Source organism: Cupriavidus sp. 05T42 (genome assembly GCF_056396345.1).
In genome coordinates this window covers 1-26,750 of sequence record NZ_JBFTLH010000032.1, presented here as the reverse complement: position 1 = coordinate 26,750, position 26,750 = coordinate 1, and the positions used below count along the sequence as shown (strand labels likewise).

Here is a 26,750-nt window from a genome sequence, read left to right as displayed (position 1 = left end):
AATCCGCCCGTCAGCCTTGAAATGTCAAGTCAAAGCCCTATCTTTCCGAAGTAACGTGTCCGGGCCGGGCCACCCCGCGCAACAGGACACACTTTCCTAGAGAGAGAGGGATCCGAATGCGACTTGATAAATTCACCACCCGGTTCCAGGAGGCGCTTGCTGATGCGCAGAGCCTGGCGCTGGGTCACGACAACCAGTACATCGAACCGGTGCACCTGCTGCGCGCGCTGCTGGCGCAGAACGATGGCGCCGCGCGCACGTTGCTGGCGCGCGCCGGTGTGAACGTCAGTGGGCTGCAGACCACGTTGGACGCCGCCATCAAGCGGCTGCCGCAGGTGCAGGGCACCAACGAGGTCCAGGTGGGCCGTGACCTCAACAACCTGCTCAACGCCACCGAGAAGGAAGCCATCAAGCGCAATGACCAGTTCATTGCCAGCGAGCTGTTCCTGCTCGCCGTGGCTGACGACAAAGGCGAGGGCGGCCGTATTGCGCGCGAGCATGGGCTGTCGCGCAAGTCGCTCGAGGCGGCCATCCAGACCGTGCGGGGTGGCGACACCGTGCAGAGTGCCGATGCCGAATCCCAGCGCGAGGCGCTCAAGAAATACACCGTCGACCTGACCGAGCGCGCCCGTGCGGGCAAGCTCGACCCGGTGATCGGCCGTGACGACGAAATCCGCCGCTCCATCCAGATCCTGCAGCGCCGTACCAAGAACAATCCGGTGCTGATCGGCGAGCCGGGCGTGGGCAAGACCGCCATTGTCGAAGGGCTGGCCCAGCGCATCGTCAACGGCGAGGTGCCCGAGACGCTCAAGAACAAGCGCGTGCTGGTGCTCGACATGGCCGGCCTGCTGGCTGGCGCCAAGTATCGCGGCGAGTTCGAGGAACGGCTCAAGGCTGTGCTGAACGACGTGGCCAAGGATGAAGGCCAGACCATCGTCTTCATCGACGAAATCCACACCATGGTCGGCGCGGGCAAGGCCGAGGGCGCCATCGACGCCGGCAACATGCTCAAGCCGGCGCTGGCGCGCGGCGAGCTGCACTGCATTGGCGCGACCACGCTCAATGAGTACCGCAAGTACATCGAGAAGGACGCCGCGCTGGAGCGCCGCTTCCAGAAGGTGCTGGTGGAAGAGCCGAGCGTGGAGGCGACCATCGCCATCCTGCGCGGCCTGCAGGAGAAGTACGAACTGCACCACGGCGTGGAGATCACCGACCCGGCCATCGTCGCGGCGGCGGAACTGTCGCACCGCTACATCACGGACCGCTTCCTGCCGGACAAGGCCATCGACCTGATCGACGAGGCCGGCGCGCGCATCAAGATGGAAATCGACTCCAAGCCGGAGGCGATGGACAAGCTCGAGCGCCGCACGATCCAGCTCAAGATCGAGCGCGAGGCCGTGAAGAAGGAGAGCGACGAGGCGTCGCGCAAGCGGCTGGAGCTGATCGAGCAGGAAATCGAGCGGCTTGGGAAGGAATATGCCGACCTGGACGAGATCTGGCGCGCCGAGAAGGGCGCTGCCCAGGGCGCGGCTGCGCTGAAGGAAGAGATCGAGAAGATCAAGCTCGAGATCACCCGGCTGCAGCGCGAGGGCAAGCTGGACAAGGTGGCGGAGCTTCAGTACGGCAAGCTGCCGGAACTGGAAGGCAAGCTGCAGGCGGCGACCAAGGCCGAGGCCAGCGAGCAGAAGCAGCCGAACAAGCTGCTGCGCACGCAGGTGGGTGCCGAGGAAATCGCCGAGGTAGTCAGCCGTGCCACCGGGATTCCGGTCGCCAAGATGATGCAGGGCGAGCGCGACAAGCTGCTGAAGATGGAAGACCGCCTCCACGCACGCGTGGTGGGCCAGGACGAGGCCGTGCGGCTGGTGTCCGACGCCATCCGCCGCTCGCGTGCCGGCCTGGCGGACGAGAACAAGCCCTATGGCTCGTTCCTGTTCCTGGGGCCGACCGGCGTCGGCAAGACCGAGCTGTGCAAGGCGCTGGCCGAGTTCCTGTTCGACTCGGAAGACCACCTGATCCGCATCGACATGAGCGAGTTCATGGAGAAGCACAGCGTGAGCCGGCTGATCGGCGCGCCCCCGGGCTACGTGGGCTACGAGGAAGGCGGCTACCTGACCGAGGCGGTGCGACGCAAGCCGTATGCGGTGATCCTGCTCGATGAAGTCGAGAAGGCGCACCCGGACGTGTTCAACGTGCTGCTGCAGGTGCTGGACGATGGCCGCCTGACCGATGGCCAGGGCCGCACGGTCGATTTCAAGAACACGGTGATCGTGATGACCAGCAACCTGGGCTCGCACCTGATCCAGTCGATGTCCGGCGAGCCGCAGGACGTGGTGAAGGGCGCAGTCTGGCAGGAGGTGCGCACGCATTTCCGCCCCGAGTTCCTGAACCGGATCGACGAGGTGGTGGTGTTCCACTCGCTGGACCAGCAGCACATCGAGTCCATCGCCCGCATCCAGCTGCAACGGCTGCAGGCGCGTCTGGCACGCATGGACATGACGCTGGACGTGACCGAGGCGGCGCTGGAGAAGATTGCCAGCGCAGGCTACGACCCGGTGTTCGGCGCCCGGCCGCTGAAGCGCGCGATCCAGCAGCAGATCGAGAACCCGGTGGCCCGCGCCATCCTCGAAGGCAAGTTCGCCGCCAAGGACGTGATCCCGGTGGACTACGAAGACGGCGCGTTCACGTTTGGGAAGATGGTGGACTGAGCGGCTGGCAAATCTGCCGGTACAAGAAAACGGCCCGGAGGGGGATACCCTCCGGGCCGTTTTTCGCATCTAGTTGCCTTCTGGAATCGCTCGCAGGAGCCTGCGGGAAAGGAGGGTGCGCATGTCGCGGCGCGTGTCGCAGACGATGTGGATGTACAGGACGTCAGCCCTGACCTCGTAGAGGATCCGGTTCATGCCCGAGATGACCTGTCGGTACTGCCGGAGGCCGAGGTCTGCCAGTTCGTCGGGGATGGCACCGCCTTCCGKAAAGGCCTGGACCGTGCGCACCGAGTCCTTGATGCCCTGCAAGGTTTCCTGCCAACTTGCCTTGCCGAAGCGCCGGACGATGTGGCGGCGCAGTTCGTGCAAATCCTCTTCTGCCGCTGCAAGGAAGACGGCCCTCACGCGTCGTCGTCCTTATCTAGGTCGGCGAAGACGTCCTCCACATCACGAAAACGCCCGCGCTCGATGTCGCGGGCGCCCATCGCCAGCAGCTTCAGCAGGGCGAGGGTTTCTTCCTGTTCCTCGAACGTGCGCACATCCATGACCACGAGCTTGGCCTCGCCGTTTTGGGTGATCAGCATCGGCTCGCGCGACGCCGAGATGTCCTTGACGATCTCGGCGGCGTGGCTTTTGAGGTAACTGATGGGTTTGACCTGGGTGGAGAATTTCACGGCTTGGCTCCCTCGGTCCATGGTGGATGGGGTCCAAATATAGACCAAATATGGTCTTGTCCGCAAGTATTCCCGCCTGGAGTCAGCTTCCCCGCCACACCGGCGACCGCTTGGCCACGAACGCATCCACCCCTTCCCGGAAGTCCTCGCTGCCATAGCATTGCCGGACGAGGTCGTCGGTGTCTGCCACGGCGGCTACGGTCTGGCGGCGGAGGGCTTCCTTGACCACGGTCTGGGTGACGGGGGCCAGGGCGCCGAGGCGGTCGCAGAGGGCGGCGACTTCGGCCTCCAGGGCGTCGGGCGCGTGCACGCCTTCGAGGAAGCCGCAGGCCAGGGCGGCGTCCGCGTCGAGGATCTGGGCCAGCAGCAGCATGCGGCGCACCGGTTGCAGGCCCCACGCGGCGCGCAGCCGGGTGAGGTTCAGTGCCGACAGCGTGTTGCCCAGCGTGCGGGCGATCGGCACGCCGAAGCGGGCCTTGGGCGTGCCGAGGCGGAAGTCGCAAGCCGTGGCGATGGCGAGCCCGCCGCCTACCGCCCAGCCTTCGACAACTGCCACGGTAGGCATCGGCAGCTGCTCGACCAGCTGGATGCCTTCGTCGATGCGTGACTCGTAATCCACGCCATCGTCGCCACTGGAAAACTGCTGGAACTGGGCGATGTCGGTGCCGGCCACGAAGGCCTCGCCGCCCGCGCCGCGCATCACCACCACGCGCGCGCCGGCCGTGCCTTGCGCGGCCAGCGTGCGGCAATGCCCGGCCAGTTGCTCGTACATCGCCCAGGTCATCGCGTTGCGCGCGGCGGGGCGGTCGAAGGTGAGCGTGGCGATGCCGMCTGCCATCGTCAGCGTGACCTGCCCGTCCGGGGACGGCAGCGGGGCGCTCATGATCCGAACGCGCCGGCCGTCGCCAGCGACTGCTGTTCGTCCTGCGAGAGACCCAGTTCGGCCAGGATTTCCTTGGTGTGCTGGCCCAGCAGCGGCGGCGGGCGCCGCACCTGCTGGGGCGTGCCGCCCATCTTTACCGCGAAGCCGATATTGGGCACCTTGCCCTCGATCGGATGGTCGATTTCGATCCGCATCTGCCGATGCTTGCCATGCTCGCTGGCGAACGCCTGCGGGTAGGTCAGGATCGGCCCGGCCGGGATGCCTACGGCGAGCAGCCGTTCGATCCAGTCATCGCAACTCGCCTTGGCAAAGCTCTGCTCCAGTTCGGCGATCAGCGCCGGCCGGTTGGCCAGCCGCAGCGCCACTGTGGCGAAGCGCTCGTCCTTGAGCAGGTCATGTCGATCCAGCGTCTGGCACAGCAGCTGCCACAGCTTCTGGTTGGTGGCGCCCATCACGAAGTAGCCGTCTGCCGCCTTCATGGCCTGATAGGGCGCGCTCATGCGGTTGGCCGTGCCCAGCGGTTCGGGCTCGCGGCCGGTGCCCCAGTACTCGCAGGTGTCCCACACCGAGAACGCCAGCGCGGAGTCGAACAGCGACGCATCCACGTACTGCCCCTTGCCCGTCTGCTTGGCGCCGATATAGGCTGCCAGCATGCCGTAAGTGGCGAAAAGAGCACAGCCGATATCGGCGACCGGCACGCCAGCCTTCACGGGCGCGCCGCCGGGGTAGCCGGTCACGCTCATCACGCCCGACATGGCCTGCGCCATCAGGTCGAAGCCGGGCCGGTTGGCCCACGGCCCGCTCTGGCCGAAGCCCGAAATGCTCACGTACACCAGCTTCGGATTGATCTTGGCCAGCGTCTCATAGTCGATGCCAAGCCGCTTCATCACGCCGGGCCGGTAGTTCTCGACCAGGATGTCGGCGGTTTCCGCCAGCCGGTAGAGCACCTCGCGGCCGGAATCGGTCTTGAGGTCCAGCGTGACGCTGCGCTTGTTCCGGTTCATGTTAAGGAAGCCCATGCTGTCCGGCCCCTTCATCTTGAAACCCATGGCGCCGCGCGTCTGGTCGCCGCCGTCGGGCGGTTCGATCTTGATCACGTCGGCGCCGAGATCGGCCAGCAGCATGCAGGCGTAGGGGCCGGCCATGACCTGGCTCACGTCGAGCACACGCACGCCGGCCAGCGGCAGGGGGGTGGCAGGCGCCGGGGCGCCGGATTGGCTGAGATCTGTCATCGGGTGAATCCTGAATTCGTGGAGAGGGGGGCGAGGGTGGCGCGCGCGGGCGCGCCGTCTCGCAGCCATCAGCTTTCGGCTTTCACGCCGGCGTCCTTCACGACCTTGGCCCACTTGGTGGACTCGGACGCGATAAAGGCGCCGAACTGCTGGCTCGAGCCGCCGGAATCTTCGGCGCCGAAGCTCTTGAGCCGCTCGGCCACGTCGGGCATGAGCAGCACGCGGTTGACGTCGTCGTTCATGCGCTGCACCAGCGCCGGGGACATCCCCTTCGGCCCGACCAGGCCGTACCAAGACGCCGCGTCCAGCCCGGGAAAGCCGGACTCGGCCAGCGTCGGCACATTGGGATGGCTGGCCGCGCGCTTGAGCCGGGTCTGGGCGATGGCGATGACCTTGCCCTGCTGGATGAAGGGCGTGGCGGCGGTCATGGTGTCGAACGCGTAGTCGATCTGGCCGCCGATCAGGTCCGCCACGAGCGGGCCGGAGCCTTTGTAGGGCACATGCACCACATCGAGCTTGGCCTGCAGCCGGAACATTTCCAGCGCCAGATGCTGGGCCGAACCGATGCCGGACGAGCCGAACGAGATCTGGCCCGGCTTCTGCCGGCACAGCGCGACGATATCCTTCACCGTGCGCACCTTCTGCTCGGGCCGGCAGGTCAGCATGTTGGGGGTGACGCCGACCATAGAAATCGGCGTGAAGTCGGCGCGCGGGTCGTACTTGACGTCGAGCAGCGCCGGGGCGATGGCATGGCTGTTGACGTGCGCCATCAGCAACGTGGTGCCGTCAGGTGGCTGTTTCGCCACATATGCAGCGGCAATGGCCCCGGTGGCGCCGGGTTTGTTCTCCACCAGCACGGTGGTGTTCCACATCATCCCCAGCTTCTGGCCGATGACCCGCGCCAGCACGTCGGTACCGCCGCCCGGGGCGAAGCCCACGACGATGCGCACCGGGCCGGCCACATCGGCCGCCCGCGCCAGGCTGGGCATCAGGCCCGGCACGGCCAGTCCGGCCACGGCTCCAAGTAGGAATTGTCTGCGCTGCATTGCCTGTCTCCATCCTTAATCGTTATGGAGCCATCATCCGCAATGCGCCCGGCGCGGGCTATCGCTATTTGGGGGATTCTGGTTACGCGTTTTGCGCAAGCACCTTGAGCACGCCCAGCGCCGCCGAGGACAGCGCGTCCGCCGGGCGATGGCACAGCACGAACTGCCGCTCCGCCCAGGGGGCGTCGATGGGCAGGCGCACGAAGCGGCTGCCGCCCGCCACCTCGGCCGCGACGGCCTCCGGCATCACGCCGCAGCCCAGGTTCTGCGCCACCAGCGCGGCGATGCTGTCGAAGCCGCCCACGCGCATGCGCATGCGTAGCACCCGGCCGGCTTCCTCGGCCAGCCGTTCCAGTCCGAGCGAGATGGCCGAGCCTTCGCCCAGCACGATCAGGTCGCAGTCGAGCACATCGTCCGAGGTCACCTGGGCGTGCCCGGCCAGCGCATGGTCGCGCGCCACCACCAGCACCAGCCGGTCATGGCGGTAGGGTGCGGTCGGCAGATCGATCATACCCAGGCTGCCTTCGTAGATGCCGATGTCCACGGTGCCGCGCCGCAGGGACTGCTGCACCTCGAGGCTGTTCATTTCCTGGAGGTCGATGCGCACGCCGGGGCAAGCCGAGGCGCAGCGCTGGATATCGAACGGCAGGAACTGGATCACGGCGGACTTCGGCGCGGCAATGCGCACCACGCCCAGGTCGCCGCCGATAAAGGAGGCGGCGTCGTCCTGCATGCGCTGCACGGTGTGGGTGATGCCGCGCGCGTGGGCCAGCAGCGCGCGGCCGGCTTCGGTCAGCGCCATGCCGTGAGGCAGGCGTTCGAACAGGGCCACGCCCAGTTGGGCCTCCAGTTCGAGCACGCGGCGCGAGGCCGCGGCCGGGGCCAGGTGCAGGCGCTCCGCGCCGCGCGTGATGCCGCCGAGTTCGGCCACGGCGATGAAAAGCTGGACCGTCGTGAGATCGAAATGCAGCCGGGGGCTGCGCAAGGGCAGGGGGGACGTCACGATGGGCGGCGTGGGGACTGGCGATGGGGAGCCATCGATTGTCCGCCGATCCGGGGGCGCCGGCCACTGCGGTTTTCCCGTGCCGGGGCGCATGAAAAAAGCCCGCCTCCGGGAGGAGACGGGCTTTGCTGGCGTGGCGCCCGCTGTCGTGGCTTACCAGTGGAAGCCGGCGGAGACCGTCGAGCCATAGTTGCCGCGCGTGTTGGAGGACACGATGGCCTTATAGACCCACTTCCCGCTGCTCGACATCTTGGAGACGCCCAGCGCGATCGCGGATTCCCCGCTGTACCCGGAGGCACCCATCGACGCCATGCCTTTKCCCGGCCGGACCGACTGCGGCAGGCCTGCCATCGCCATGGCCGACGCGGTGCCGGCGTGGGCGTCGCGGCGCACCGCGCCGACCAGCCGGCTGGCGTAGGTATTGGCCTGGATCAACGTCTGGCTGTTGCTCTGGCCCGTGTGGTTGCGCATCTGGCCGAGGTTGACCGCGTCGGTGTCCTCGGTGCCGGCCGCCACGTTCGCGATCTGGCGTTCGGCATCGGCGGCGCCCACCGAGACGGTGTCCGCACGGTCCGCAACCGAGCCGGCGCCCAGTGCCACGCTGTTGTCGCCGAGGGCCCGGGCGTCGGCGCCCAGGGCCACGGCGCCGTCGCCGCTGGCCTCGGCGGCGCTGCCGGCTGCCATGCCGCCGCTATCCGGCCGGACGCTGGCGGCCTCGGCGCTGCCGCCGTACCGGCCCACCGCCTGGAAGTACACGCCAACGCCTCCGGTCTTCGCCAGCCGCTCCGCCAGGCTGTGGATCTGGCTGCCGTTGATGGCATCCGTGCTGCCCGCGCCAATCACACCGTCGGCCACGCCGGTGAGCAGGCGCGCGCCGTCCGTGCCGGCCACGTTCATCACCGTGCCGCCTTGGGTGGCGGCCACGTTGACGTCGCCCGCCGCGCCGTCCTGCCTGACCAGCCCGACTGCGCCCCGGTTGATCCGGTTGGTGACCTGGGCCACCGAGCCTTCGACGTTGGTCACGCGGTTATCGACCGTCGTGACGCGGCCATCGACTGCGGCAACCCGGTTATCGACCGTGGTKACGCGGTCATTGACGGTGCTGACGCGGTCATTGACGGTGCTGACCCGGCCATCGACTGCGGTGACCCGGTCATCGAGCGTGCTGACGCGGCCATCGACTGCGGCAACCCGGTTATCGACCGTGGTGACGCGGTCATTGACGGTGGTGACCCGGCCATCGACCGTGCTGACGCGCCCATCGACGGTGGTGACCCGGTTATCGACCGTGCTGACGCGGCCATCKACCGTGGCGATGTGGCCATCGAGACTGGTAATGGCGTTGCCCACGCTGTTGACGGTGGTGCCGCCGACGGTATAGGTCGGCGCGGAGACGGTGCCATCGGCGCTGACCGAGGCGCCACCGCCCAGACCCGCCGCAATCCCGCGCAATTGGCCCACGTTGGCGGCGTCGGTATCCCCTCGGCCAGCCGCCATGTGGGTGATCGTGCGACGGGTAGTTGCACTGCCGACGGCTACCGTATTGAGATCCGTAGCGKTGGACCCGGCACCGAGCGCGACGGAGTTCATGCCGCTGGCGATGGAGTTCAAGCCAAGCGCGGTGGAGAAGACACCGGCGGCATGGGCTTTGGGGCCCAGGGCTGTGCTCATGAGGGCGGTAGCCTTGGCGTCTACGCCAATCGCTGTGGCGGAGTGGTGGGAGGCCGTGGCGCCATTGCCGAGCGCAACGGCGCTCGTGCCGGAGGCATGGGCCTGGTTGCCAATAGCAATTGCGCCATTGGAGCCGGTCGCCCTGCCGCCATCCAGCGAGCCGGCCCGTGAATCTTCGGCGCTCAGGATGGACGCGCTGATCGCCAGCAATGCCGTGGTGGACTTGATGTTCTTGGTGCTTTTCCGTGACGTTTTCATAATCTTCGCTTCCTACCGTAGTCAAATGAGGCTGAGCAGTCTTCAGACTTTTGCTAGGCGTCCAAGGCTTCCCGCATGTCACCAATAATGGAGGTTGGGGGCTTGGTCCTGAATAGCCAAATCTTTGAAAACGACGGTACGGACGACCGGGCGAAGTCGGGCAGCGCCGTCGGCTTTGCCGACGCTTGATCTGAGTCAAGGTGATTCGAGGGCTCGGTCGTTACGATGGCATCCGTCATGGAGATGCGGGGGCGCTCTTCATGACTTGTCTACCCGTTTCCGGAAATGGAAACTTGGCCCGCGATGCTTCTCCGGCTTCGCGGGCTTTCTTTTTTGGGCGCCGCCCCGGCGCCTTTCGGGCGGATATGTGCATATTCCTGCCCGTTCTTATGCGGATTTCGTGCTTGGATCGGCGAAACCATTCGTTCCGTTCAGAAGACCCCGTCGGTAGTCTCTAACCCTGACAGAAGCCCGGAAGCCATCCGGGCCGGTTTCCACGCCATTCACGACACTAGACGGGAGCAAGACAAGATGATTCGCAAGCTGGCCATCGGCCTCGCCGTACTTTCCGCGCTCGGCGCCGCCCAGACCGCCTCGGCCACCAATCTGCTGAACGTATCGTATGACCCCACGCGCGAGCTGTACGTGGATGTGAACGCGGCCTTCGCCAAGGCCTGGAAGGCGCAGGGTGGCGATGCCGTGACGATTCGCCAGTCGCACGGCGGTTCGGGCAAGCAGGCCCGCTCCGTGATCGACGGGCTGGACGCCGACGTGGTCACGCTGGCGCTCGGCTACGACATCGACGCCATCGCCGAAAAGGGCTGGATCAAGCCGGACTGGCAGAAGCGCCTCCCCCACAACGCCTCGCCGTACACCTCGACCATCGTGTTCCTGGTCCGCAAGGGCAATCCCAAGCAGATCAAGGACTGGGGCGATCTGATCAAGCCGGGCGTGCAGGTGATCACCCCGAACCCGAAGACCTCKGGCGGCGCGCGCTGGAACTACCTGGCCGCATGGGGCTATGCGCTGCGCCAGCCGGGCGGCAATGACGCCAAGGCCCGCGATTTCGTCTCGGCGCTGCTCAAGAACGTGCCGGTGCTCGATTCCGGCGCGCGCGGTGCCACCACCACCTTCGTGGAACGCGGCCTGGGCGACGTGCTGATCGCCTGGGAGAACGAGGCCATCCTGGCCATCAAGGAACTGGGTCCGGACAAGTTCGATATCGTCGCCCCGTCGGTCTCGATCCTGGCCGAGCCGCCCGTGGCGGTGGTGGACAAGGTGGTGGACAAGAAGGGCACCCGCAAGGCGGCCGAAGCCTACCTCCAGTTCCTCTACACCGACGAGGGCCAGGAAATCGCCGCCAAGAACTACTACCGGCCGATTTCCGAGAAGGTGGCGGCCAAGTACGCGGCCAACTTCCCGAAGGTGAAGCTGTTCACGATCGACGAGGTATTTGGCGGCTGGCAGAAGGCCCAGAAGACGCACTTCGCCGATGGCGGGTCGTTCGACCAGGTCTACCAGCCGGGCCGGAAGTAAATCCGTCACGGGGTGGCGCCATCGCGTGCGCCGCCCCGGCCCATCCGGAAGACCCATCAGGAAGACCCAACAAGGAGCGCCCGATGTCCGCCAGCCTGTTCCGCATCGCCCGCCGGCGATGTCCCGCCTGACCTGAATCCCCCGCGCCGCGCCTGACGCGCGCCGCATTCCCGGAAGACCACGTGCCCGATGCCGCTGTTCGACAGCCGGCAGGGAGGGCTGTCGCCGGTTGCTATCCGATTCCACTTTCAGACAGATTTAGGACAACTCGCATGACATCGCCCATCGCTCGCTCCCTTTTCAAACGCCGCCGCCTGCTGACGGGCGCGCTGGTACTCGCCACCGGCCTGGCCTACGGGCTGCTGGCCGCCCCGGTACAGGCCCAGTCGCAGACTGTGAACCCGAAGCTGCTGCGCATCGGCTACCAGAAGTACGGCACGCTGACGCTGCTCAAGGCGCGCGGCACGCTTGAGAAACGTCTTGCGCCGCAGGGCATTACGGTCAAGTGGACCGAGTTCCCGGCTGGCCCGCAGCTGCTGGAGGGGCTCAACGTGGGCGCCGTCGATTTCGGCACGGTGGGCGAGGCCCCGCCGATCTTTGCGCAGGCCGCCGGCGCGCAACTGGCCTACATCGGCAATGAGCCGCCCGCGCCCACCGCCGAGGCCATCGTGGTGCCGAAGGGCTCCGCGCTGAAGTCCGTGGCGGACCTGCGCGGCAAGCGCGTGGCGCTGAACAAGGGTTCGAACGTGCACTACCTGCTGGTGAAGCAGTTGGAGGCGGCCGGCGTGGCCTACAGCGAGATCCAGCCGGTCTACCTGCCGCCCGCCGATGCCCGGGCTGCCTTCGAGCGCGGCGCCGTGGACGCCTGGGTGATCTGKGACCCGTTCCTGGCCGCCGCCGAGAAGCAGCTGGGCGCGCGCGTGCTGATCGACGGACGCAGCGCGGATGGCAAGAACGTGGTCAGCAATCACCAGTTCTACCTGGCCTCGCGCCCCTACGCGCAGGCCAAGCCGGACGTGGTGAGCACCATCCTCGACGAACTCGCGCAACTGGGCCAGTGGGCCGAGAAGCATCCGAAGGACGCCAGCGCGGTGCTGGTGAAGGAAACCGGCCTCGACGCCACCGTGCTAGACCTCGCCGTTTCCCGATTTTCCTATGGCGCGAAGCCGGTCACGCCCGCTGTGCTGGCCGAGCAGCAGCGCATTGCCGATGCCTTCCACACGCTCAAGCTGATTCCCAAGCCGATCCAGGTGGCCGATGCCGCCTGGACGCCGCCGGCCGGCAAGGCGTCGACCCAGCAGGCACAACGCTGATCCCTGGTCCCCCTATCTAGATAAATCACGAGGCCCGACATGCAACTGTTCTGGTTCATCCCCACCCATGGCGACAGCCGCTACCTGGGCACGTCCGAAGGCGCGCGCGAGGTCAGCTTCGACTATCTGAAGCAGATTGCCGTCGCCGCCGATACGCTCGGTTACGAAGGCGTGCTGATTCCCACCGGCCGCTCGTGCGAAGACCCGTGGGTGGCGGCGTCGGCGTTGTCCGCCGTGACGCGCCAGCTCAAGTTCCTGGTGGCCGTGCGGCCTGGCCTGATGACGCCGACGCTGGCCGCGCGCATGGCGGCCACGTTCGACCGACTCTCTGGCGGGCGGCTGCTCGTGAATCTGGTCACCGGCGGTGATGTGGCGGAGCTGGAAGGCGATGGTGTGTTCCTCGACCATGCGGCGCGCTACGAAGCCTCGGCGGAGTTCATCCGCATCTGGCGCGACGTGCTGGCCGCCAGCCATGACAGCGGGCAGATCGACTTCAGCGGCAAGCATCTGACCGTGAAGGGCGCCCGGGTGCTGTACCCGCCGGTGCAGCGCCCGCATCCGCCGGTGTACTTCGGCGGGTCGTCCGAGGCCGCGCACGAACTGGCGGGCGAGCAGGTCGATACCTACCTGACCTGGGGCGAGCCGCCGGCAGACGTGGCGAAGAAGCTGGCCGATGTGCGCGCCCGCGCGGCGAAGCATGGCCGCACGGTCAAGTTCGGCATCCKCCTGCATGTGATCGTGCGCGAGACCGACGATGCCGCCTGGGCCGCCGCCGAGGACCTGATCAGCCGGCTCGACGATGAGACCGTGGCGCGCGCGCAGGCCGTCTTCGCCAAGATGGATTCGGAAGGGCAGCGCCGCATGGCCGCGCTCCACGCGGGCGGGGCCAAGCGCACCCGCGAGGCGCTTGAGATCAGTCCTAACCTGTGGGCCGGCGTGGGGCTGGTGCGCGGCGGTGCCGGCACGGCGCTGGTCGGCGATCCGCAGACCGTGGCGGCGCGTATCGAGGAATACGCGGCGCTGGGCATCGACACCTTCGTGCTGTCCGGCTACCCGCACCTCGAAGAAGCGTACCGCTTCGCCGAGCTGGTTTTCCCGCTGCTGCCGCGCACCGTGCGGGAGAAGCTGCCGGGACAGGTGCTGTCCGGGCCGTTCGGCGAAGTGATGGCCACCGGCATCGTGCCGCGTGCGTCGCAGAGCTAGCGCGGGGGAGGGTCTCAAGATGTCTCAATCGAAACGCATTTCCGTGCCGACCCTCAACGCGCAGGCCATCGCCCCGTGGATCGTGCCGGTGCTGCTGATTGGCGTGTGGCAGGCGTCCTCGCAACTGGGGTGGCTGTCCAACCGCGTGCTGCCGGCGCCGCTGGCCGTGGTGGAGGCCGCGTGGTCGCTGGCCGCCTCCGGTGAGCTGTGGCGCCATGTCTGGGTCAGCACCTGGCGCGCGGTGGTAGGGCTGGCGGTGGGTGGCGGGCTGGGCCTCGTGCTCGGGCTGCTGACCGGCACCTTCCGCACCGCCGCCACGCTGCTCGACAGCACGCTCCAGATGGTGCGCAACATCCCCACGCTGGCGCTGATTCCGCTGGTGATCCTCTGGTTTGGCATCGACGAGACCGCCAAGCTGTTCCTGGTGGCGCTGGGTGTGTTCTTCCCGGTCTACCTGAATACCTACCACGGCATTCGCGCGGTGGACCCGGGGCTGGTGGAGATGGCGCGCAGCTACGGCTTGTCCGGCTGGCGGCTGTACCGCGAGGTGATCCTGCCCGGCGCGCTGCCGAACATCCTGGTGGGCGTGCGGTTCTCGCTCGGCCTGATGTGGGTGATTCTGATCGTTGCCGAGACGATCTCTGCGCAGTCAGGTATCGGCTATATGACGATGAACGCGCGCGAGTTCCTGCAGACCGATGTGGTGCTGGTGGGCATCCTGCTCTACGCGCTGCTTGGCAAGCTGGCGGACGTGCTGTCGCGCGCGCTGGAGCGCTTCTGGCTGCGCTGGCATCCGGGCTACCAGTCCGCCTGAACGCGGCATGACGACGAACAAGGAGTCGACGATGCATACCCATCCGGTGGAACAAGCGGCGCTGGCCTACCTCGACGCAGGGCTGGCCGCCCGCGCCCCGACGCGGCCGGTGACGCGCGATACCCGACCTTCAGGGGGGGTGTCCCTGCGCGTGGAGCAGGTGGTCAAGCGCTACAACGGCCGGGAGGTGCTGCACGGCATCGACCTGCAGGCGCAGCCGGGCGAGTTCGTGGCCATCGTCGGACGTAGCGGCTGCGGCAAGAGCACGCTGCTGCGGCTGGTGGCGGGGCTGGAGGCGGCCGATGGCGGCGCCGTCACCATCGACACCAGCGAAGCCAAGGCAGGCAAGGCGGTGCGCGAGGACATCCGCGTGATGTTCCAGGACGCGCGCCTGCTGCCGTGGAAGCGCGTGCTGGACAACGTGGCGCTGGGCCTGCCGCGCACGCGCCGCGACGACGCGGCCAACGTGCTGGCCCAGGTGGGGCTGGCCGAGCGTGCCGGCGAATGGCCCGCGCGGCTCTCCGGCGGCCAGCGGCAGCGCGTGGCACTGGCGCGGGCGCTGGTCCACCATCCGCGCCTGCTGTTGCTCGATGAGCCGCTCGGCGCGCTGGACGCGCTGACGCGCATCGAGATGCAGGGGCTGATCGAATCGCTGTGGCGCCGGCTCGGCTTCACGGCACTGCTGGTTACGCACGATGTGTCCGAGGCGATTGCGCTGGCCGACCGCGTGGTGCTGATCGAGGACGGCCGCATCGCGCTGGACCAGCGCGTGGACCTGCCCCGGCCCCGCCAACGCGGCGCGGCGGCGTTTGCGGAACGGGAGGCGGCGGTGCTCGACCGCGTGATGCGGAAGGCAGAGCCGACGCACGTGGTGTTTGACGCGCCCACCTTCTCCCCCGACCCCTCTCCCGCAAGCGGGCGAGGGGAGACCACATTCAGCATTTGAAATGCCTCTCTTTCTCCCCTCTCCCTCCGGGAGAGGGGCGGGGGAGAGGGTAGGCGCATGCCATCCCGCTGCGGCCACAAACTTCGTCTCCCCTTTATCGGACGACCTTCTATCATGATCCATCAGGCCATCCACACACCGGCGTTGCCGGCGGAGTTGCCATGACCCTTTCGACGCAAGCCCTGTCTTCGTCGGCCAGCTCGCTGGCCACCTATCTCGACACCCTGCCGCGTGAGCCGGTGCCGGGGCGCGAGCTGTGGCGCGATGCGCGCGGGCAGGTGCAGGGCCAGTACTTCAACTGCTCGCTGACCAGCGCGTTCGAGCCGCTGGTGACGCTGGCGGCGCGCGAGGTGGTGGCCCATGAGGGCTCCATCCGCACCTATGCCGAGGACGGCGTGGGGCTGGCGGCGTGGAAGCTGTTCGCGATGGCGGCGGACGATGCCTCGCTGGTCTCGCTGGACCGCCTGTCGCGGCTGGTGCACGCCATCAACTACTTCGCGGCCGATGGTTCCCATCAGCTTGTCTTGAATGTTCACAATCGGCTGCTGGCCGCCGTGGCGGACGACCACGGCGCGGCGTTCCGGCGCGCGCTGGAGTCCTTGGGGCTGCCGATCGACCGTTTCGTGATCCAGGTGCCGGCTAGCGCCAATGATGACCTGCCGCTGCTGCTGCACGTGGTGGGCAACTACCGGCGCAACGGCTTCAAGGTGAGCCTGCAGGCATCGGACCCGGCCGAGGCCGGTGCGCTGATGGCGCACGCGCTGCCGGACTGGCTCAAGCTCGACATGCGCCGCACCTGGACCGACCGCCAGCTATCCGGCCTCCGTGCGAGCGCCGATACCGCCGGCGTGACGCTGATCGGCCGCCGGCTGCAGGACGACGTGGCCGTGGCGCGGCTGCAGGACGCGGGCATCGCGCTGGGGCAGGGCGTGGCTGTGGCCGGGGAGCCGGTGTCGGCACGTCACTTGCATGCAACGGAACATTCATCGACTGCCGCGCCAAGGGAGCCCGCATGACTGCATCGATCGCTTCGTTGTCTGCGTTGTTGCCGGATAGCAAGGCCGCGCCGCGCCTGGCGGTGCCGCGCGGCTTGCAGATCCTGACCGTGCCCGGGCTCCACGGCAGCGGGCCGGCCCACTGGCAGAGCCGTTGGGAAGCGAAGTTTCCGGATTGGCAGCGCATCGATCAGCATGATTGGGGGCGCCCCAGCCTGCCGCTCTGGGCGGAACGGGTCTCGGAAGGCATCTCGCGCGCCCAGCGCGTGGCGCCGCGCGGGGCGGTACTCGTCGCGCACAGTTTCGGGTGCCTGGCCACGCTGCGCCAGGCGGTGCTGGACCCGGCCGGCGTGGCGGGCGTGCTGCTGGTGGCCCCGGCCGACCCGGACAAATTCGGCGTGGCCTCGCTGCTACCGACCTCCCGGCTGCCGTTTCCGACGATTCTCGTCGCCAGCCGCAACGATCCATGGATGCACCAGCGCACCGCCTTCTGCTGGGGCACGCTGTGGGGCAGCGAGCTGGTCGATGCCGGTCATCTCGGTCATATCAATGCCGATTCGGGGTTGGACGAGTGGCCAGAAGGGCAGGCCTTACTCGCCACTTTGCTGCAAAGAATTGAGTCCGATGGACGAATTTCGGCTTCAGGTGACGGGTCAGACACCTGGGAGGCCTCCGCCGAGGTCAGTCCGACCTTCCCTTATATTTAAAACGATTAAAGAAATTCGTAAAGATTCGTTCTGTTTATAAGGGCGCATCTGCAAAATTTGTCTCGTACACCGGCGCCTTATGCGCCGGCTTCATAAGACGAGACGACATGCCCCCATCGATCACCCTGGCGGCCCCCGCGCCCACCGACGCGCCGCGTCGGCCGGCCCGCTCCGGCACGCAACGGTTTACCGTGCTGCCCGGCTTCGGCCTGTCCCTGGGTTTCACCATCTTCTATCTGACGCTGATCGTCCTGATCCCGCTGTCGGCCACGTTCCTGAAGACGTTCACGATGACGTGGGACGCGTTCTGGACCACGGTGACCGCGCCGCGCGTGGTGGCGTCCTATCAGTTGAGCTTTGGCGCCTCGCTGGTGGCGGCCATCATCAATACCGTGTTCGGACTGGTGGTGGCGTGGGTGCTGGTGCGCTACCGCTTTCCGGGCAAGCGCCTGATCGACGCGCTGGTGGACCTGCCGTTCGCACTGCCCACCGCCGTGGCCGGTATCGCGCTGACGGCGCTGTTCGCGGGCAATGGCTGGATCGGCAAGTATCTGGAGCCCCTCGGCATCAAGGTGGCGTTTACGCCACTTGGTGTGGTGGTGGCGCTGACCTTCATCGGCCTGCCGTTCGTCGTGCGCACGGTGCAGCCGGTGCTGGAAGACGTGGAGCGTGAGCTTGAGGAAGCCGCTGCCAGCCTGGGCGCCTCCCGGCTCCAGACCTTCTGGCGCGTGATCCTGCCGGCCATCCTGCCGGCGCTGCTGACCGGCTTCGCGCTGTCGTTCGCCCGGGCCACGGGCGAGTACGGCTCGGTGGTGTTCATCTCCGGCAACATGCCGATGGTGTCCGAGATTGCCCCGCTGATGATTTATTCGAAGCTGGAGCAGTACGACTACGCTGGCGCCACCGCCGTGGCGGTGGTGATGCTGGTGATCTCGTTCGGGCTGCTGCTGTTGATCAACCTGTTGCAGGCGTGGACGCGCCGTTCCCAGTCGGGCCGCCGCGCTGCTGCGCTGCCTGACGGCAATCCGGAGGCGAACTGACATGGCCGGCGCAATTTCCCGACTCGGCGCCAACACCGGCGCCCCGCACCGCCACGACGCCACCGGCGAAGCCCCGTGGGTGCGCTACACCCTGATCACAGTGGCGGTGCTGTTCCTCGGCCTGTTCCTGTTCATCCCGCTGGCTTCGGTGTTCTACGAGGCGCTGAAGAAGGGCGTCGATACCTACTTCGCCGCGCTCGTGGAGCCGGACGCCGTTTCGGCGATCCAGCTCACGCTGCTGGTGGCCGTCATCGCCGTGCCGCTGAACGTGGTGTTCGGCGTGGCCGCCGCCTGGGCCATCGCCAAGTTCGAATTCCGGGGCAAGCAGCTGCTGACCACGCTGATCGACCTGCCGTTCTCGGTCTCGCCGGTTATCTCGGGCCTGATCTACGTGCTGATGTTCGGCGCGCAGGGCTGGTTCGGCCCGTGGCTGGAGGCGCACGATATCAAGATCATGTTCGCGGTGCCGGGCATCGTGCTGGCGACGATCTTCGTCACCTTCCCGTTCGTGGCGCGCGAGCTGATTCCGCTGATGCAGGCCCAGGGCAGCGAGGAAGAGGAGGCCGCCATCGTGCTGGGCGCCTCCGGCTGGCAGACCTTCCGCCATATCACGCTGCCGAACATCCGCTGGGGCCTGCTGTATGGCGTGATCCTGTGCAATGCGCGGGCGATGGGCGAGTTCGGCGCGGTGTCGGTGGTCTCGGGCCATATCCGCGGCCTGACCAACACCATGCCGCTGCACGTGGAAATTCTTTACAACGAGTACAACTTCGCGGCCGCGTTCGCGGTGGCGTCGCTGCTGACGCTGCTGGCGCTGGTCACGCTGGGCATCAAGACGCTGGTGGAACTCCGCGCCAGCAAGGAACATCAGGACGAGGGCGCGAGCCGCCCCGCGCCGACACTGCAAGGGCAGCCATCATGAGCATTCAGGTCAGGAACGTACAGAAGCATTTCGGCGATTTCGTCGCGCTGGACAACGTCTCGCTCGATTTCGACGAAGGCGAGCTGACCGCGCTGCTGGGGCCCTCGGGCTGCGGCAAGACCACGCTGCTGCGCATCATCGCCGGGCTGGAGCGCGCCGATGCGGGCCAGGTGGTGCTGGGCGGGCAGGACGCCTCGGCGCAGCACGTGCGCCAGCGCAACGTCGGCTTCGTGTTCCAGCATTACGCGCTGTTCAAGCACATGAGCGTGTTCGAGAACGTGGCCTTCGGCCTGCGCGTGAAGCCGCGCGCCGAGCGGCCTTCGGAGGCGAAGATCCGCGAGAAGGTGAAGTCGCTGCTGGAGCTGGTGCAGCTCGACTGGCTGGCCGACCGCTACCCGGCGCAACTCTCGGGCGGGCAGCGTCAGCGGATTGCGCTGGCCCGCGCGCTGGCCGTGGAGCCGCGCGTGCTGCTGCTCGACGAGCCGTTCGGCGCGCTGGATGCCAAGGTGCGCAAGGAACTGCGCCGCTGGCTGCGCCGCCTGCACGATGAACTGCACGTGACCAGCGTCTTCGTCACGCACGACCAGGAAGAGGCGCTGGAAGTGGCCGACCAGGTGGTGCTGATGAACCACGGCCGCGTGGAGCAGTTCGGCACGCCCGAGGCGGTCTACAACCATCCGGCCACGCCGTTCGTGTTCGGCTTTCTCGGCAATGTGAACCTGTTCCATGGCCGGCTGGAGGTGGGCGATACCGGCGGGCTGCTGCACACGGGCGATTCGGTGCTGCCCGTGGTGGGCAGCGGCCACGAGACCGCCGGCGACGCGGTGGCCTACGTCCGCCCGCATGACCTGGACGTGGAGCGCTACGCGCCGGGCACCGATGGCATCGCCGTCACGCTGCGCCGCGCGCTGACGCTGGGCCCGGTGGCCCAGCTCGAACTGGAACGCGAGGACAACCAGGACGTGATCGAGGTGGCGCTGCCGCTCGAACGCTTCCGCCATGCGGGCTTCCGGGAAGGCGAGTTGCTGGCGGTGCGTCCGCGCCAGTTGCGCGTCTTCACGGCCGGCACCCGTAACTGATCGCCCCCTATAAACAGAGCACCCAGGAGCGCCCCCATGAACTTCCAGCAACTGAGATCGATCCGCGAGGCGGTGCGCCGTCAGTTCAACCTGACGGAAGTGGCCAATGCGCTCTATACGTCACAACCGGGCGTGTCGCGCCAGATCCGCGAACTCGAGGAAGAACTCGGCGTGGAGATCTTCGAACGCTACGGCAAGCGGCTGACCGGGCTGACCGAGCCGGGCCGCGAGATCGTCCGCATCGTCGAACGGCTATTGCTCGAGGCCGAGAACCTGCGCCAGGCCGGCGATGAGTTCGCGGGCCGCCATACCGGCCGCCTGACCGTGGCCACGACCCACACGCAGGCGCGCTATGCGCTGCCGAAGGTGGTGCAGAGCTTCCGCCGCGAATATCCCCATGTGACGCTGGCGCTGCAGGAGGCGTCGCCGTCCCATATCGTCGAATTGCTGCTGACCGGGCAGGCCGACATCGGCATCGCCACGGAGGCCGTGGCCAACGAGGCCGGGCTGACCTCGTTCGAGGCCTATAGCTGGCAGCACGTGCTGGTGGTCTCGCCCGAGCATCCGCTGACGCGGCTGCCCGAGCCGACGCTGGAGGACATCGCCAATTTCCCGATCATCACCTACGACGCCGGTTTCACCGGGCGCCGCAAGATCGACGGGGCGTTTGCCGATGCCGGTCTCCAGCCGGAAATCGTGCTGACGGCAATGGATGCCGACGTGATCAAGACCTATGCCGAGCTGGACCTGGGCGTGGGGATCATCGCCTCGATGGCCTACGACGCCCGCAAGGACGCCGGCTTGGTGCGGATCTCCGCCGACCATCTGTTCGAGCCGAACACGACCAGCGTGGCTGTGCGGCGGGGCGCCTACCTGCGCGGCTACGCGCACGCGTTCATCAATATGTTCGCGCCGCATCTGTCGCGCGACACGGTGTCCACGGCGCTGGCCGAGAGCGTCAACCGTCCGGCGCTGGCCGCCTGATCCTGCGCGAACGGCTTTCAAACGGCCGTTCGCGGGTGTCGCCAACAACAGATCTCCCCAAAATCCTGCCTCCCGGTCGGCCCGGCGCACACTTCGCGCCGTGTGCCGCCGTTTCGTCGCACGATGCTTCCTTCCTCGCCGCGTCCGGCGTAAAGTGCCCTCACGCAGACCGCCTTTTAAGCAAATTGCGATAACAGGCGGATGCATGCTGCAGTGCATCATCAGAATGCCACGCGGCCATTGCCGTGAATCAACGAGGAGGGAAGACCATGCGGCAAATCCATGTCGCCGGGGACGGGTGCGTCATCCTGGCGGACGTCCGCCTATGAAGCGCTGCCTCTCCACCGCGCTGCCATCGCGGCTGAATATCCTTGGCCGCGACCTGCTGTTCGTGCTTTGCATGAACACGGTGATCGCCGTCAGCCTGAACTACGGCTTCCAGACGGGTGGCACCTTCGCGCACAACTTCCTCTATAGCCAGCTGATTGGCCTGTCGATCTGGGTCTTTATCGACGTGCCGCGCGTGCTGATCTGGTGGAACGACCGCCCGCGCCGCTGGCCGTTCATGTGCCTGGCCGTGGTGGCCGTGCCGCTGGGCGTGGTGCTCGGTAGCTGGGCCACGCGCGCGCTGCTGGGGCTGCCGGTCAAGTCGCAGGCCGAGACCGGCGACATGCTGCGCATGTGCCTGGTGGTGGGCATGCTGGCCTCGGCGAGCATGATCTATTTCTACTGGTCGCGCGAGAAGCTGGCCTACCTGGAACGGCAGGCCGCGCTGGACGCGCTCCAGCGCGAAGAATCCGAGAAGCAGCTCGTGCGCGCCCAGCTGATGGCGCTGCAGGCGCAGATCGAACCCCATTTCCTGTTCAACTCGCTGGCCAACCTCGACGGGCTGATCGCCACCGATCCGCGCGCGGCGCGGCAACTGCTGCAGCGGCTGATCGGCTTCCTGCGCATGTCGCTGCAACACACGCGGGCGGAGCAGTGCACGCTGAAGCAGGAGTTCGAGCTGCTGCGCAGCTATCTCGATATCCAGGGCATGCGCTTTGGCGCGCGGCTCGACTTCCAGATCGACCTGCCGCCGGCGCTGGCCGAGGCCGAGATTCCGCCGATGCTGATCCAGCCGCTGGTGGAGAACGCGGTGACGCACGGCATCGAGCCTTGCATGCGGGGCGGCAAGATCACGCTGTCTGCCCGGGAAGCCGGCGACGGCAGCGTGCAGGTCATCATCGCCGATACCGGCGTGGGCTTCTGCCAGGGCCACAGCAAGGGCTCGGGCATGGGTCTGACCCATGTGCGCGAGCGCCTGGCGCGGATCTTCGGCGCCACAGCCAGCATGCAGATGGAAGAAAACACCCCGCGCGGCGTGGTGGTGCGGGTGACGCTGCCGCTGGTACGGCGGACCGATCCCACGCTCGCCCCCGTGCGCGCTCCCGCGCAAGGTAGCGCGCCGGCCATGGCCGCGCCTGCCGTTTCCAGTTCCTGATTCCTTTCTGCCTCCCCGAGTCCGACCCCATGAGTCCGACCCTGCTGATCGCTGACGACGAACTGCTGCTGGCCCGCGTGCTGGCGTCCGAACTGGCCGGGCTCTGGCCCGAGGCGAATATCGTCGCCGTGGTCCATGACGGCGTGACGGCGCTCGATGCCGCGCGCGAACATCGGCCCGACGTGGCCTTCCTCGACATCCGCATGCCCGGCATGAGCGGCATGGACGTGGCGCGCGAACTGATCGAGTTCGACGACCCGCCGCTGGTGGTCTTCGTCACCGCCTACGACCAGTTCGCGCTGGAAGCCTTCGAGCGCGCCGCCGTGGACTACGTGCTGAAGCCGGTGCAGCGCGAGCGGCTGGAGGCCACCGTCTGCCGGCTCAAGGCGCGCATGGAGGCCCGGGACAGCAGCCACGAGACCCACGACGTGGGCGCGATGGTCGATGCAGACAAGCTCGCGCAACTGCTGCACCGGCTGGAGTCGCTCGAGAACCAGACCCCGACGCGTTCCGCCGGGCAGTATTTGCGCTTTATCAAGGCGCTGGTGGGGCAGGAGGTCCGCATCATCCCCGTGGACGAAGTGGTCTACCTCGAAGCCACCGACAAGTACGTGAACGTGGTCTCCACCAGCGGCGAGGCGCTGATCCGCACCAGCCTGCGCGAACTGGCGCAGCAGCTGGACCCGGACCGCTTCTGGCAGATCCATCGCGGCACGGTGGTCAATATCGACTGCGTGGCCAGCGCGATCACCCAGTCGCTGGGCCGGCTCTCGCTGCGGCTGCGCGACCGCGAGGAAGTGCTGCCGGTGGCGCGGCAGTACGCGCACCTGTTCAAGCAGATGTAAGGCGGCAGGCCGCCTCAATCCGCCATATTTCCTCTACCATGGCCGCTTCCCGAGTGGCTATTTTCCTGAGGAGACGTCCTGATGCCCCGCGTTTTCGTCTACGGTACGCTGCGTGCCGGCGAGGTCAACGACCTGAACCGCGCGGCTGCGCGCCATGGCATTGCCGCGCCGACGCTGATCGGCACGGGCGTGCTGGCGGGCCGGCTGTATGACTTCGGCACCTATCCGGGGCTTGTGCCGGACGCGGCGGCCGGGCCGGTGACCGGCGATCTCTACGACATCCCCGACGCGCTGCTGCCCGTGCTCGACGAGATCGAGGAGGTCTACCCGGGTCAGGCCACGCTGTTCTTGCGCGAATCCTGCATCGTCGACTGCAACGGCGCGCCCATCGAATGTCTGCTGTATCCGGTGGCCGATGCTGCCGTGGCCGGGCTCGCCCGTATCGACAGCGGCGACTGGGTGGCCTACCGCAAGGCCCGCGACGGCGTGGCGGCCTGATCCAGACTTGTCACGTTTCAAACACCGTCGCGCGGCTCGCGGCGGTGCGGCGTTCGGCGTAGCATGGATCGACGATGACAGCACCGGCTGTCATCGCGCCATCCCCGGAGCCTGCCGCCGATGCCTGCCAGCCATCCCCTGCATATAGATATAGAGCGAGACGGGCCGCAGCCGTATCCCTATCCGGCCTGCCAGTTCCACGTCCAGTCCGGCACCGTACGGCTGGCGGCAACGGCGTGGGGCGATCCCGCCAAGCCAGTGGTGGTGCTGGTGCACGGCTACCCGGACAACAGCCACGTCTGGCACGGCGTGGCCGAGGCGCTGGCCGACCGCTTCCATGTGATTGCGTACGACGTGCGCGGCGCTGGGGCCTCGGACGTGCCGCCGCGCGTGGATGACTACCGGCTGGAACGGCTCGCCGATGATTTCATCGCGGTCATCGACGCCGTGGCGCCAGATCGGCGCGTGCATCTGGTMGGCCACGACTGGGGATCGATCCAGGGCTGGGAATTCGTGACCGACCCGCGCCTCTACGGGCGCATCGCGTCGTTMACCTCGTGCTCGGGGCCGTGCCTCGACCATGCCGCCAGCGCGCTGCGCACATCGGAGCGGCGCACGTGGGCGCAGCGGCGCGCCACGCTGCGGCAGGCGCTGGCCTCGTGGTACATCGTCTTCTTCCATATTCCCAAGCTGCCCGAATGGCACTGGCGCCTCTGGCTCGGGCGCGGCTGGACACACTGGCTGCGCCATACCGAGGGGCTGTTCGCGCCGCCCAATCCCACGCAGACCGCCGATGGCATCCATGGCCTGCGGCTCTATCGCGCCAACTTCCGCGCCCGGCTGCGCGCCCCGCGCGAGCGCCGGGCCCATGCGCCGGTGCAGGTCATCGTGCCGACGCTGGACCGCTACGTGCGTCCCGCACTCACCGAGAACCTCGGCAAATGGGTGGCGGAGCTCTGGCGCCGGCAGGTGGAGGCCCACCACTGGTTGCCGCTGGCCCAGCCCCGGCGCATGGCGACGATGGTCAGCGAATTTGTCGACCATCTGGAAGGCGCACCGGCGTCGCCGGACCTCGCAAAAGCCCGAGTGTCGTCCTCGGCTGCCAATATTTCATGATGTGGAAAGCTGTTTTGGTGCGCAAAAATACATGGGTGCGCGGCACAACGGGCATTTCTCATCATGAAAGATTGCGTGCCGCATCGTGAAAATTGTTTTTCAACATACTGATTATTAAGGATTAAAAATCTCTGCCTGACGATGAATGAGCGCTGTTGCGACGCGGGAAGCTTCCCTACACTCTTATATAAGACACATGACCTGAGACGCCAAAATCACGGCGACGCAGGGTGTCACAAGATCCGAAGCCAAGTACCCGAATTTTCGCCAACTACCCATCTGTCATCAGGAGAGTGAACATGACTTCCCGCCAACAACAAATCGACGCCCTGCAAAAAGACTGGGACACCAACCCCCGCTGGAAGGGCATTCAACGTCACTACACCGCCGAAGACGTGGTGCGCCTGCGCGGCTCGGTCCAGATCGAGCACACGCTGGCCCGCCGCGGCGCCGACAAGCTCTGGCACCTGCTGAACACCGAGCCGTTCGTCAACACGCTCGGCGCGCTGACCGGCAACCAGGCCATGCAACAAGTGAAGGCCGGCCTGAAGGCCATCTACCTGTCCGGCTGGCAAGTGGCCGGCGACGCCAACCTGGCCGGCGAGATGTACCCGGACCAGTCGCTGTACCCGGCCAACTCGGTGCCGATGGTGGTCAAGCGCATCAACAACACGTTCCAGCGCGCCGACCAGATCCAGTGGAGCGAAGGCAAGGGTGACACCGACTTCTTCGCCCCGATCGTGGCCGATGCCGAAGCCGGTTTCGGTGGTGTGCTGAATGCGTTCGAACTGATGAAGTCGATGATCGACGCGGGCGCCGCCGGCGTTCACTTCGAAGACCAGCTCGCCTCGGTGAAGAAGTGCGGCCACATGGGTGGCAAGGTGCTCGTGCCGACGCGTGAAGCCGTGGCCAAGCTGACGKCCGCGCGCCTGGCTGCCGACGTCTCGGGCACCCCGACGCTGGTGATCGCCCGGACCGACGCCGAAGCCGCCGACCTGCTGACCTCGGACGTGGACGAGCGCGACCAGCCGTTCCTGACCGGCGAGCGCACCGTGGAAGGCTTCTATCGCACCAAGCCGGGCATCGAGCAGTCCATCGCCCGTGCACTGGCCTACGCCGAAGTGGCTGACCTGGTGTGGTGCGAAACCGGCAAGCCGGACCTGGAGTTCGCCAAAAAGTTTGCCGAGGCCGTCCACGCCAAGTTCCCGGGCAAGATGCTGGCCTACAATTGCTCGCCGTCGTTCAACTGGAAGAAGAACCTCGACGACGCCACGATCGCCAAGTTCCAGAAGGAACTGGGCGCGATGGGCTACAAGTTCCAGTTCATCACGCTGGCTGGCTTCCACTCGCTGAACTACTCGATGTTCAACCTGGCCCACGGCTACGCCCGCAACCAGATGAGCGCGTTCGTGGAACTGCAGGAGAACGAGTTCGCCGCGGCCGAGAAGGGCTTCACCGCCGTCAAGCACCAGCGCGAAGTGGGCACCGGTTACTTCGACGCCGTGACGCAGGCCATCGAAGGCGGCCAGTCGTCGACGACCGCGCTGAAGGGCTCGACCGAAGACGAGCAGTTCTTCGACAAGAAGGTGGCCTGATACCTGGCTAGTCGTCGATAAGGCGACAAAACGCCGCGCCGTCCGGTAGGGGATGAACTGACCCCCAGAAGTTGGACGGTTGATGGCTAGGCCGGAAAGGGCTGAGTCCTGTATTGCACGGGACTCAGCCCTTTTAGTTTGAGCTTGATGCGGTCATGATTGTAGTAGTGAATGTATTGGCGCAGTCCATCCTGCAGTTGCT

Annotated in this window: 25 protein-coding genes; 17 read left to right on the top strand and 8 right to left on the bottom strand. The window is 67.0% G+C overall.

Annotation, left to right across the window (positions count from 1 at the left end):
* Positions 1–116 precede the first annotated feature (116 nt).
* Positions 117–2,705: an ATP-dependent chaperone ClpB gene (gene clpB / locus AC1EJR_RS26035; RefSeq protein ID WP_441593582.1), complete on the top strand. Its 2,589-nt coding sequence runs from the start codon at positions 117–119 to the stop codon at positions 2,703–2,705.
* 69 nt (positions 2,706–2,774) lie between these two features.
* Here the strand turns inward: clpB and AC1EJR_RS26030 are convergent, their stop codons facing one another.
* The 7 genes from AC1EJR_RS26030 to AC1EJR_RS26000 form a co-directional block, all read right to left on the bottom strand.
* A complete protein-coding gene (locus AC1EJR_RS26030) occupies positions 2,775–3,110 on the bottom strand; it encodes a type II toxin-antitoxin system RelE/ParE family toxin (protein WP_477147784.1) in 336 nt (111 codons plus the stop codon).
* Complete coding sequence (locus tag AC1EJR_RS26025) at positions 3,107–3,379, bottom strand: type II toxin-antitoxin system Phd/YefM family antitoxin (RefSeq protein ID WP_092289416.1); 273 nt, start codon at positions 3,377–3,379, stop codon at positions 3,107–3,109. Before AC1EJR_RS26025 ends, AC1EJR_RS26030 begins: the two co-directional genes overlap by 4 nt.
* 82 nt (positions 3,380–3,461) lie before the next feature.
* Positions 3,462–4,262, bottom strand: coding sequence for an enoyl-CoA hydratase/isomerase family protein (locus AC1EJR_RS26020; protein WP_477147783.1), 801 nt, complete (start codon positions 4,260–4,262; stop codon positions 3,462–3,464).
* Positions 4,259–5,494 carry a CaiB/BaiF CoA transferase family protein gene (locus AC1EJR_RS26015; RefSeq protein ID WP_441645733.1) on the bottom strand — a complete coding sequence of 412 codons (1,236 nt, stop codon included), beginning with the start codon at positions 5,492–5,494 and terminating at the stop codon, positions 4,259–4,261. The genes AC1EJR_RS26020 and AC1EJR_RS26015 overlap by 4 nt, the downstream gene beginning before the upstream one ends.
* 68 nt (positions 5,495–5,562) lie before the next feature.
* Positions 5,563–6,540 (bottom strand): Bug family tripartite tricarboxylate transporter substrate binding protein, encoded by a 978-nt coding sequence (locus tag AC1EJR_RS26010; RefSeq protein WP_092289410.1) that lies wholly within the window; start codon positions 6,538–6,540, stop codon positions 5,563–5,565.
* Positions 6,541–6,622: 82 nt separating this feature from the next.
* Positions 6,623–7,543 carry a LysR family transcriptional regulator gene (locus AC1EJR_RS26005; RefSeq protein WP_092289408.1) on the bottom strand — a complete coding sequence of 307 codons (921 nt, stop codon included), beginning with the start codon at positions 7,541–7,543 and terminating at the stop codon, positions 6,623–6,625.
* 153 nt (positions 7,544–7,696) lie between these two features.
* Positions 7,697–9,472 (bottom strand): YadA family autotransporter adhesin, encoded by a 1,776-nt coding sequence (locus AC1EJR_RS26000; protein WP_477147782.1) that lies wholly within the window; start codon positions 9,470–9,472, stop codon positions 7,697–7,699.
* Positions 9,473–10,003: 531 nt separating this feature from the next.
* Here AC1EJR_RS26000 and AC1EJR_RS25995 point away from each other — a divergent pair.
* The 16 genes from AC1EJR_RS25995 (at position 10,004) to aceA (ending at position 26,548) form a co-directional block, all read left to right on the top strand.
* Positions 10,004–11,008, top strand: coding sequence for a sulfate ABC transporter substrate-binding protein (locus AC1EJR_RS25995; RefSeq protein WP_092289404.1), 1,005 nt, complete (start codon positions 10,004–10,006; stop codon positions 11,006–11,008).
* A 272-nt stretch (positions 11,009–11,280) separates the two neighbouring features.
* Positions 11,281–12,321, top strand: a complete 1,041-nt coding sequence (locus tag AC1EJR_RS25990) for a sulfonate ABC transporter substrate-binding protein (protein WP_477147781.1) — start codon at positions 11,281–11,283, stop codon at positions 12,319–12,321.
* 39 nt (positions 12,322–12,360) lie between these two features.
* Positions 12,361–13,524, top strand: a complete 1,164-nt coding sequence (gene ssuD / locus AC1EJR_RS25985) for an FMNH2-dependent alkanesulfonate monooxygenase (protein WP_477147780.1) — start codon at positions 12,361–12,363, stop codon at positions 13,522–13,524.
* 19 nt (positions 13,525–13,543) lie between these two features.
* Positions 13,544–14,338, top strand: a complete 795-nt coding sequence (gene ssuC, locus AC1EJR_RS25980; RefSeq protein ID WP_092289399.1) for an aliphatic sulfonate ABC transporter permease SsuC — start codon at positions 13,544–13,546, stop codon at positions 14,336–14,338.
* A gap of 31 nt (positions 14,339–14,369) precedes the next feature.
* Positions 14,370–15,284, top strand: coding sequence for an ATP-binding cassette domain-containing protein (locus tag AC1EJR_RS25975; protein WP_477113884.1), 915 nt, complete (start codon positions 14,370–14,372; stop codon positions 15,282–15,284).
* A 161-nt stretch (positions 15,285–15,445) separates the two neighbouring features.
* Positions 15,446–16,300, top strand: coding sequence for an EAL domain-containing protein (locus tag AC1EJR_RS25970; protein ID WP_477113875.1), 855 nt, complete (start codon positions 15,446–15,448; stop codon positions 16,298–16,300).
* Entirely contained in the window at positions 16,297–16,986 is a 690-nt protein-coding gene (locus tag AC1EJR_RS25965; protein ID WP_092289394.1) for an RBBP9/YdeN family alpha/beta hydrolase, read from the top strand. The genes AC1EJR_RS25970 and AC1EJR_RS25965 overlap by 4 nt, the downstream gene beginning before the upstream one ends.
* Before the next feature lie 107 nt (positions 16,987–17,093).
* On the top strand, positions 17,094–18,026 hold the full coding sequence (cysT, locus tag AC1EJR_RS25960) for a sulfate ABC transporter permease subunit CysT (protein ID WP_092289392.1): 933 nt from the start codon (positions 17,094–17,096) through the stop codon (positions 18,024–18,026).
* Between the two features lies 1 nt (position 18,027).
* Positions 18,028–18,948 (top strand): sulfate ABC transporter permease subunit CysW, encoded by a 921-nt coding sequence (cysW, locus tag AC1EJR_RS25955; RefSeq protein ID WP_441593587.1) that lies wholly within the window; start codon positions 18,028–18,030, stop codon positions 18,946–18,948.
* Complete coding sequence (locus AC1EJR_RS25950; RefSeq protein WP_092289389.1) at positions 18,945–20,027, top strand: sulfate/molybdate ABC transporter ATP-binding protein; 1,083 nt, start codon at positions 18,945–18,947, stop codon at positions 20,025–20,027. Before cysW ends, AC1EJR_RS25950 begins: the two co-directional genes overlap by 4 nt.
* Before the next feature lie 36 nt (positions 20,028–20,063).
* Positions 20,064–21,011 (top strand): CysB family HTH-type transcriptional regulator, encoded by a 948-nt coding sequence (locus tag AC1EJR_RS25945; protein ID WP_092289387.1) that lies wholly within the window; start codon positions 20,064–20,066, stop codon positions 21,009–21,011.
* Between the two features lie 325 nt (positions 21,012–21,336).
* On the top strand, positions 21,337–22,494 hold the full coding sequence (locus AC1EJR_RS25940) for a sensor histidine kinase (RefSeq protein ID WP_092289385.1): 1,158 nt from the start codon (positions 21,337–21,339) through the stop codon (positions 22,492–22,494).
* Between the two features lie 29 nt (positions 22,495–22,523).
* Positions 22,524–23,339 carry a LytR/AlgR family response regulator transcription factor gene (locus tag AC1EJR_RS25935; protein ID WP_477113874.1) on the top strand — a complete coding sequence of 272 codons (816 nt, stop codon included), beginning with the start codon at positions 22,524–22,526 and terminating at the stop codon, positions 23,337–23,339.
* 81 nt (positions 23,340–23,420) lie between these two features.
* Complete coding sequence (locus tag AC1EJR_RS25930) at positions 23,421–23,837, top strand: gamma-glutamylcyclotransferase family protein (protein WP_092289381.1); 417 nt, start codon at positions 23,421–23,423, stop codon at positions 23,835–23,837.
* Positions 23,838–23,957: 120 nt separating this feature from the next.
* Entirely contained in the window at positions 23,958–24,953 is a 996-nt protein-coding gene (locus tag AC1EJR_RS25925; RefSeq protein WP_477147779.1) for an alpha/beta fold hydrolase, read from the top strand.
* 299 nt (positions 24,954–25,252) lie between these two features.
* Positions 25,253–26,548 (top strand): isocitrate lyase, encoded by a 1,296-nt coding sequence (gene aceA / locus AC1EJR_RS25920; protein ID WP_477147778.1) that lies wholly within the window; start codon positions 25,253–25,255, stop codon positions 26,546–26,548.
* An 86-nt stretch (positions 26,549–26,634) separates the two neighbouring features.
* Here aceA and AC1EJR_RS25915 read toward each other — a convergent pair.
* Positions 26,635–26,750, bottom strand: a 116-nt coding sequence (locus AC1EJR_RS25915) for an IS3 family transposase (RefSeq protein ID WP_441592170.1), incomplete at its 5' end; no start/stop codon positions are given.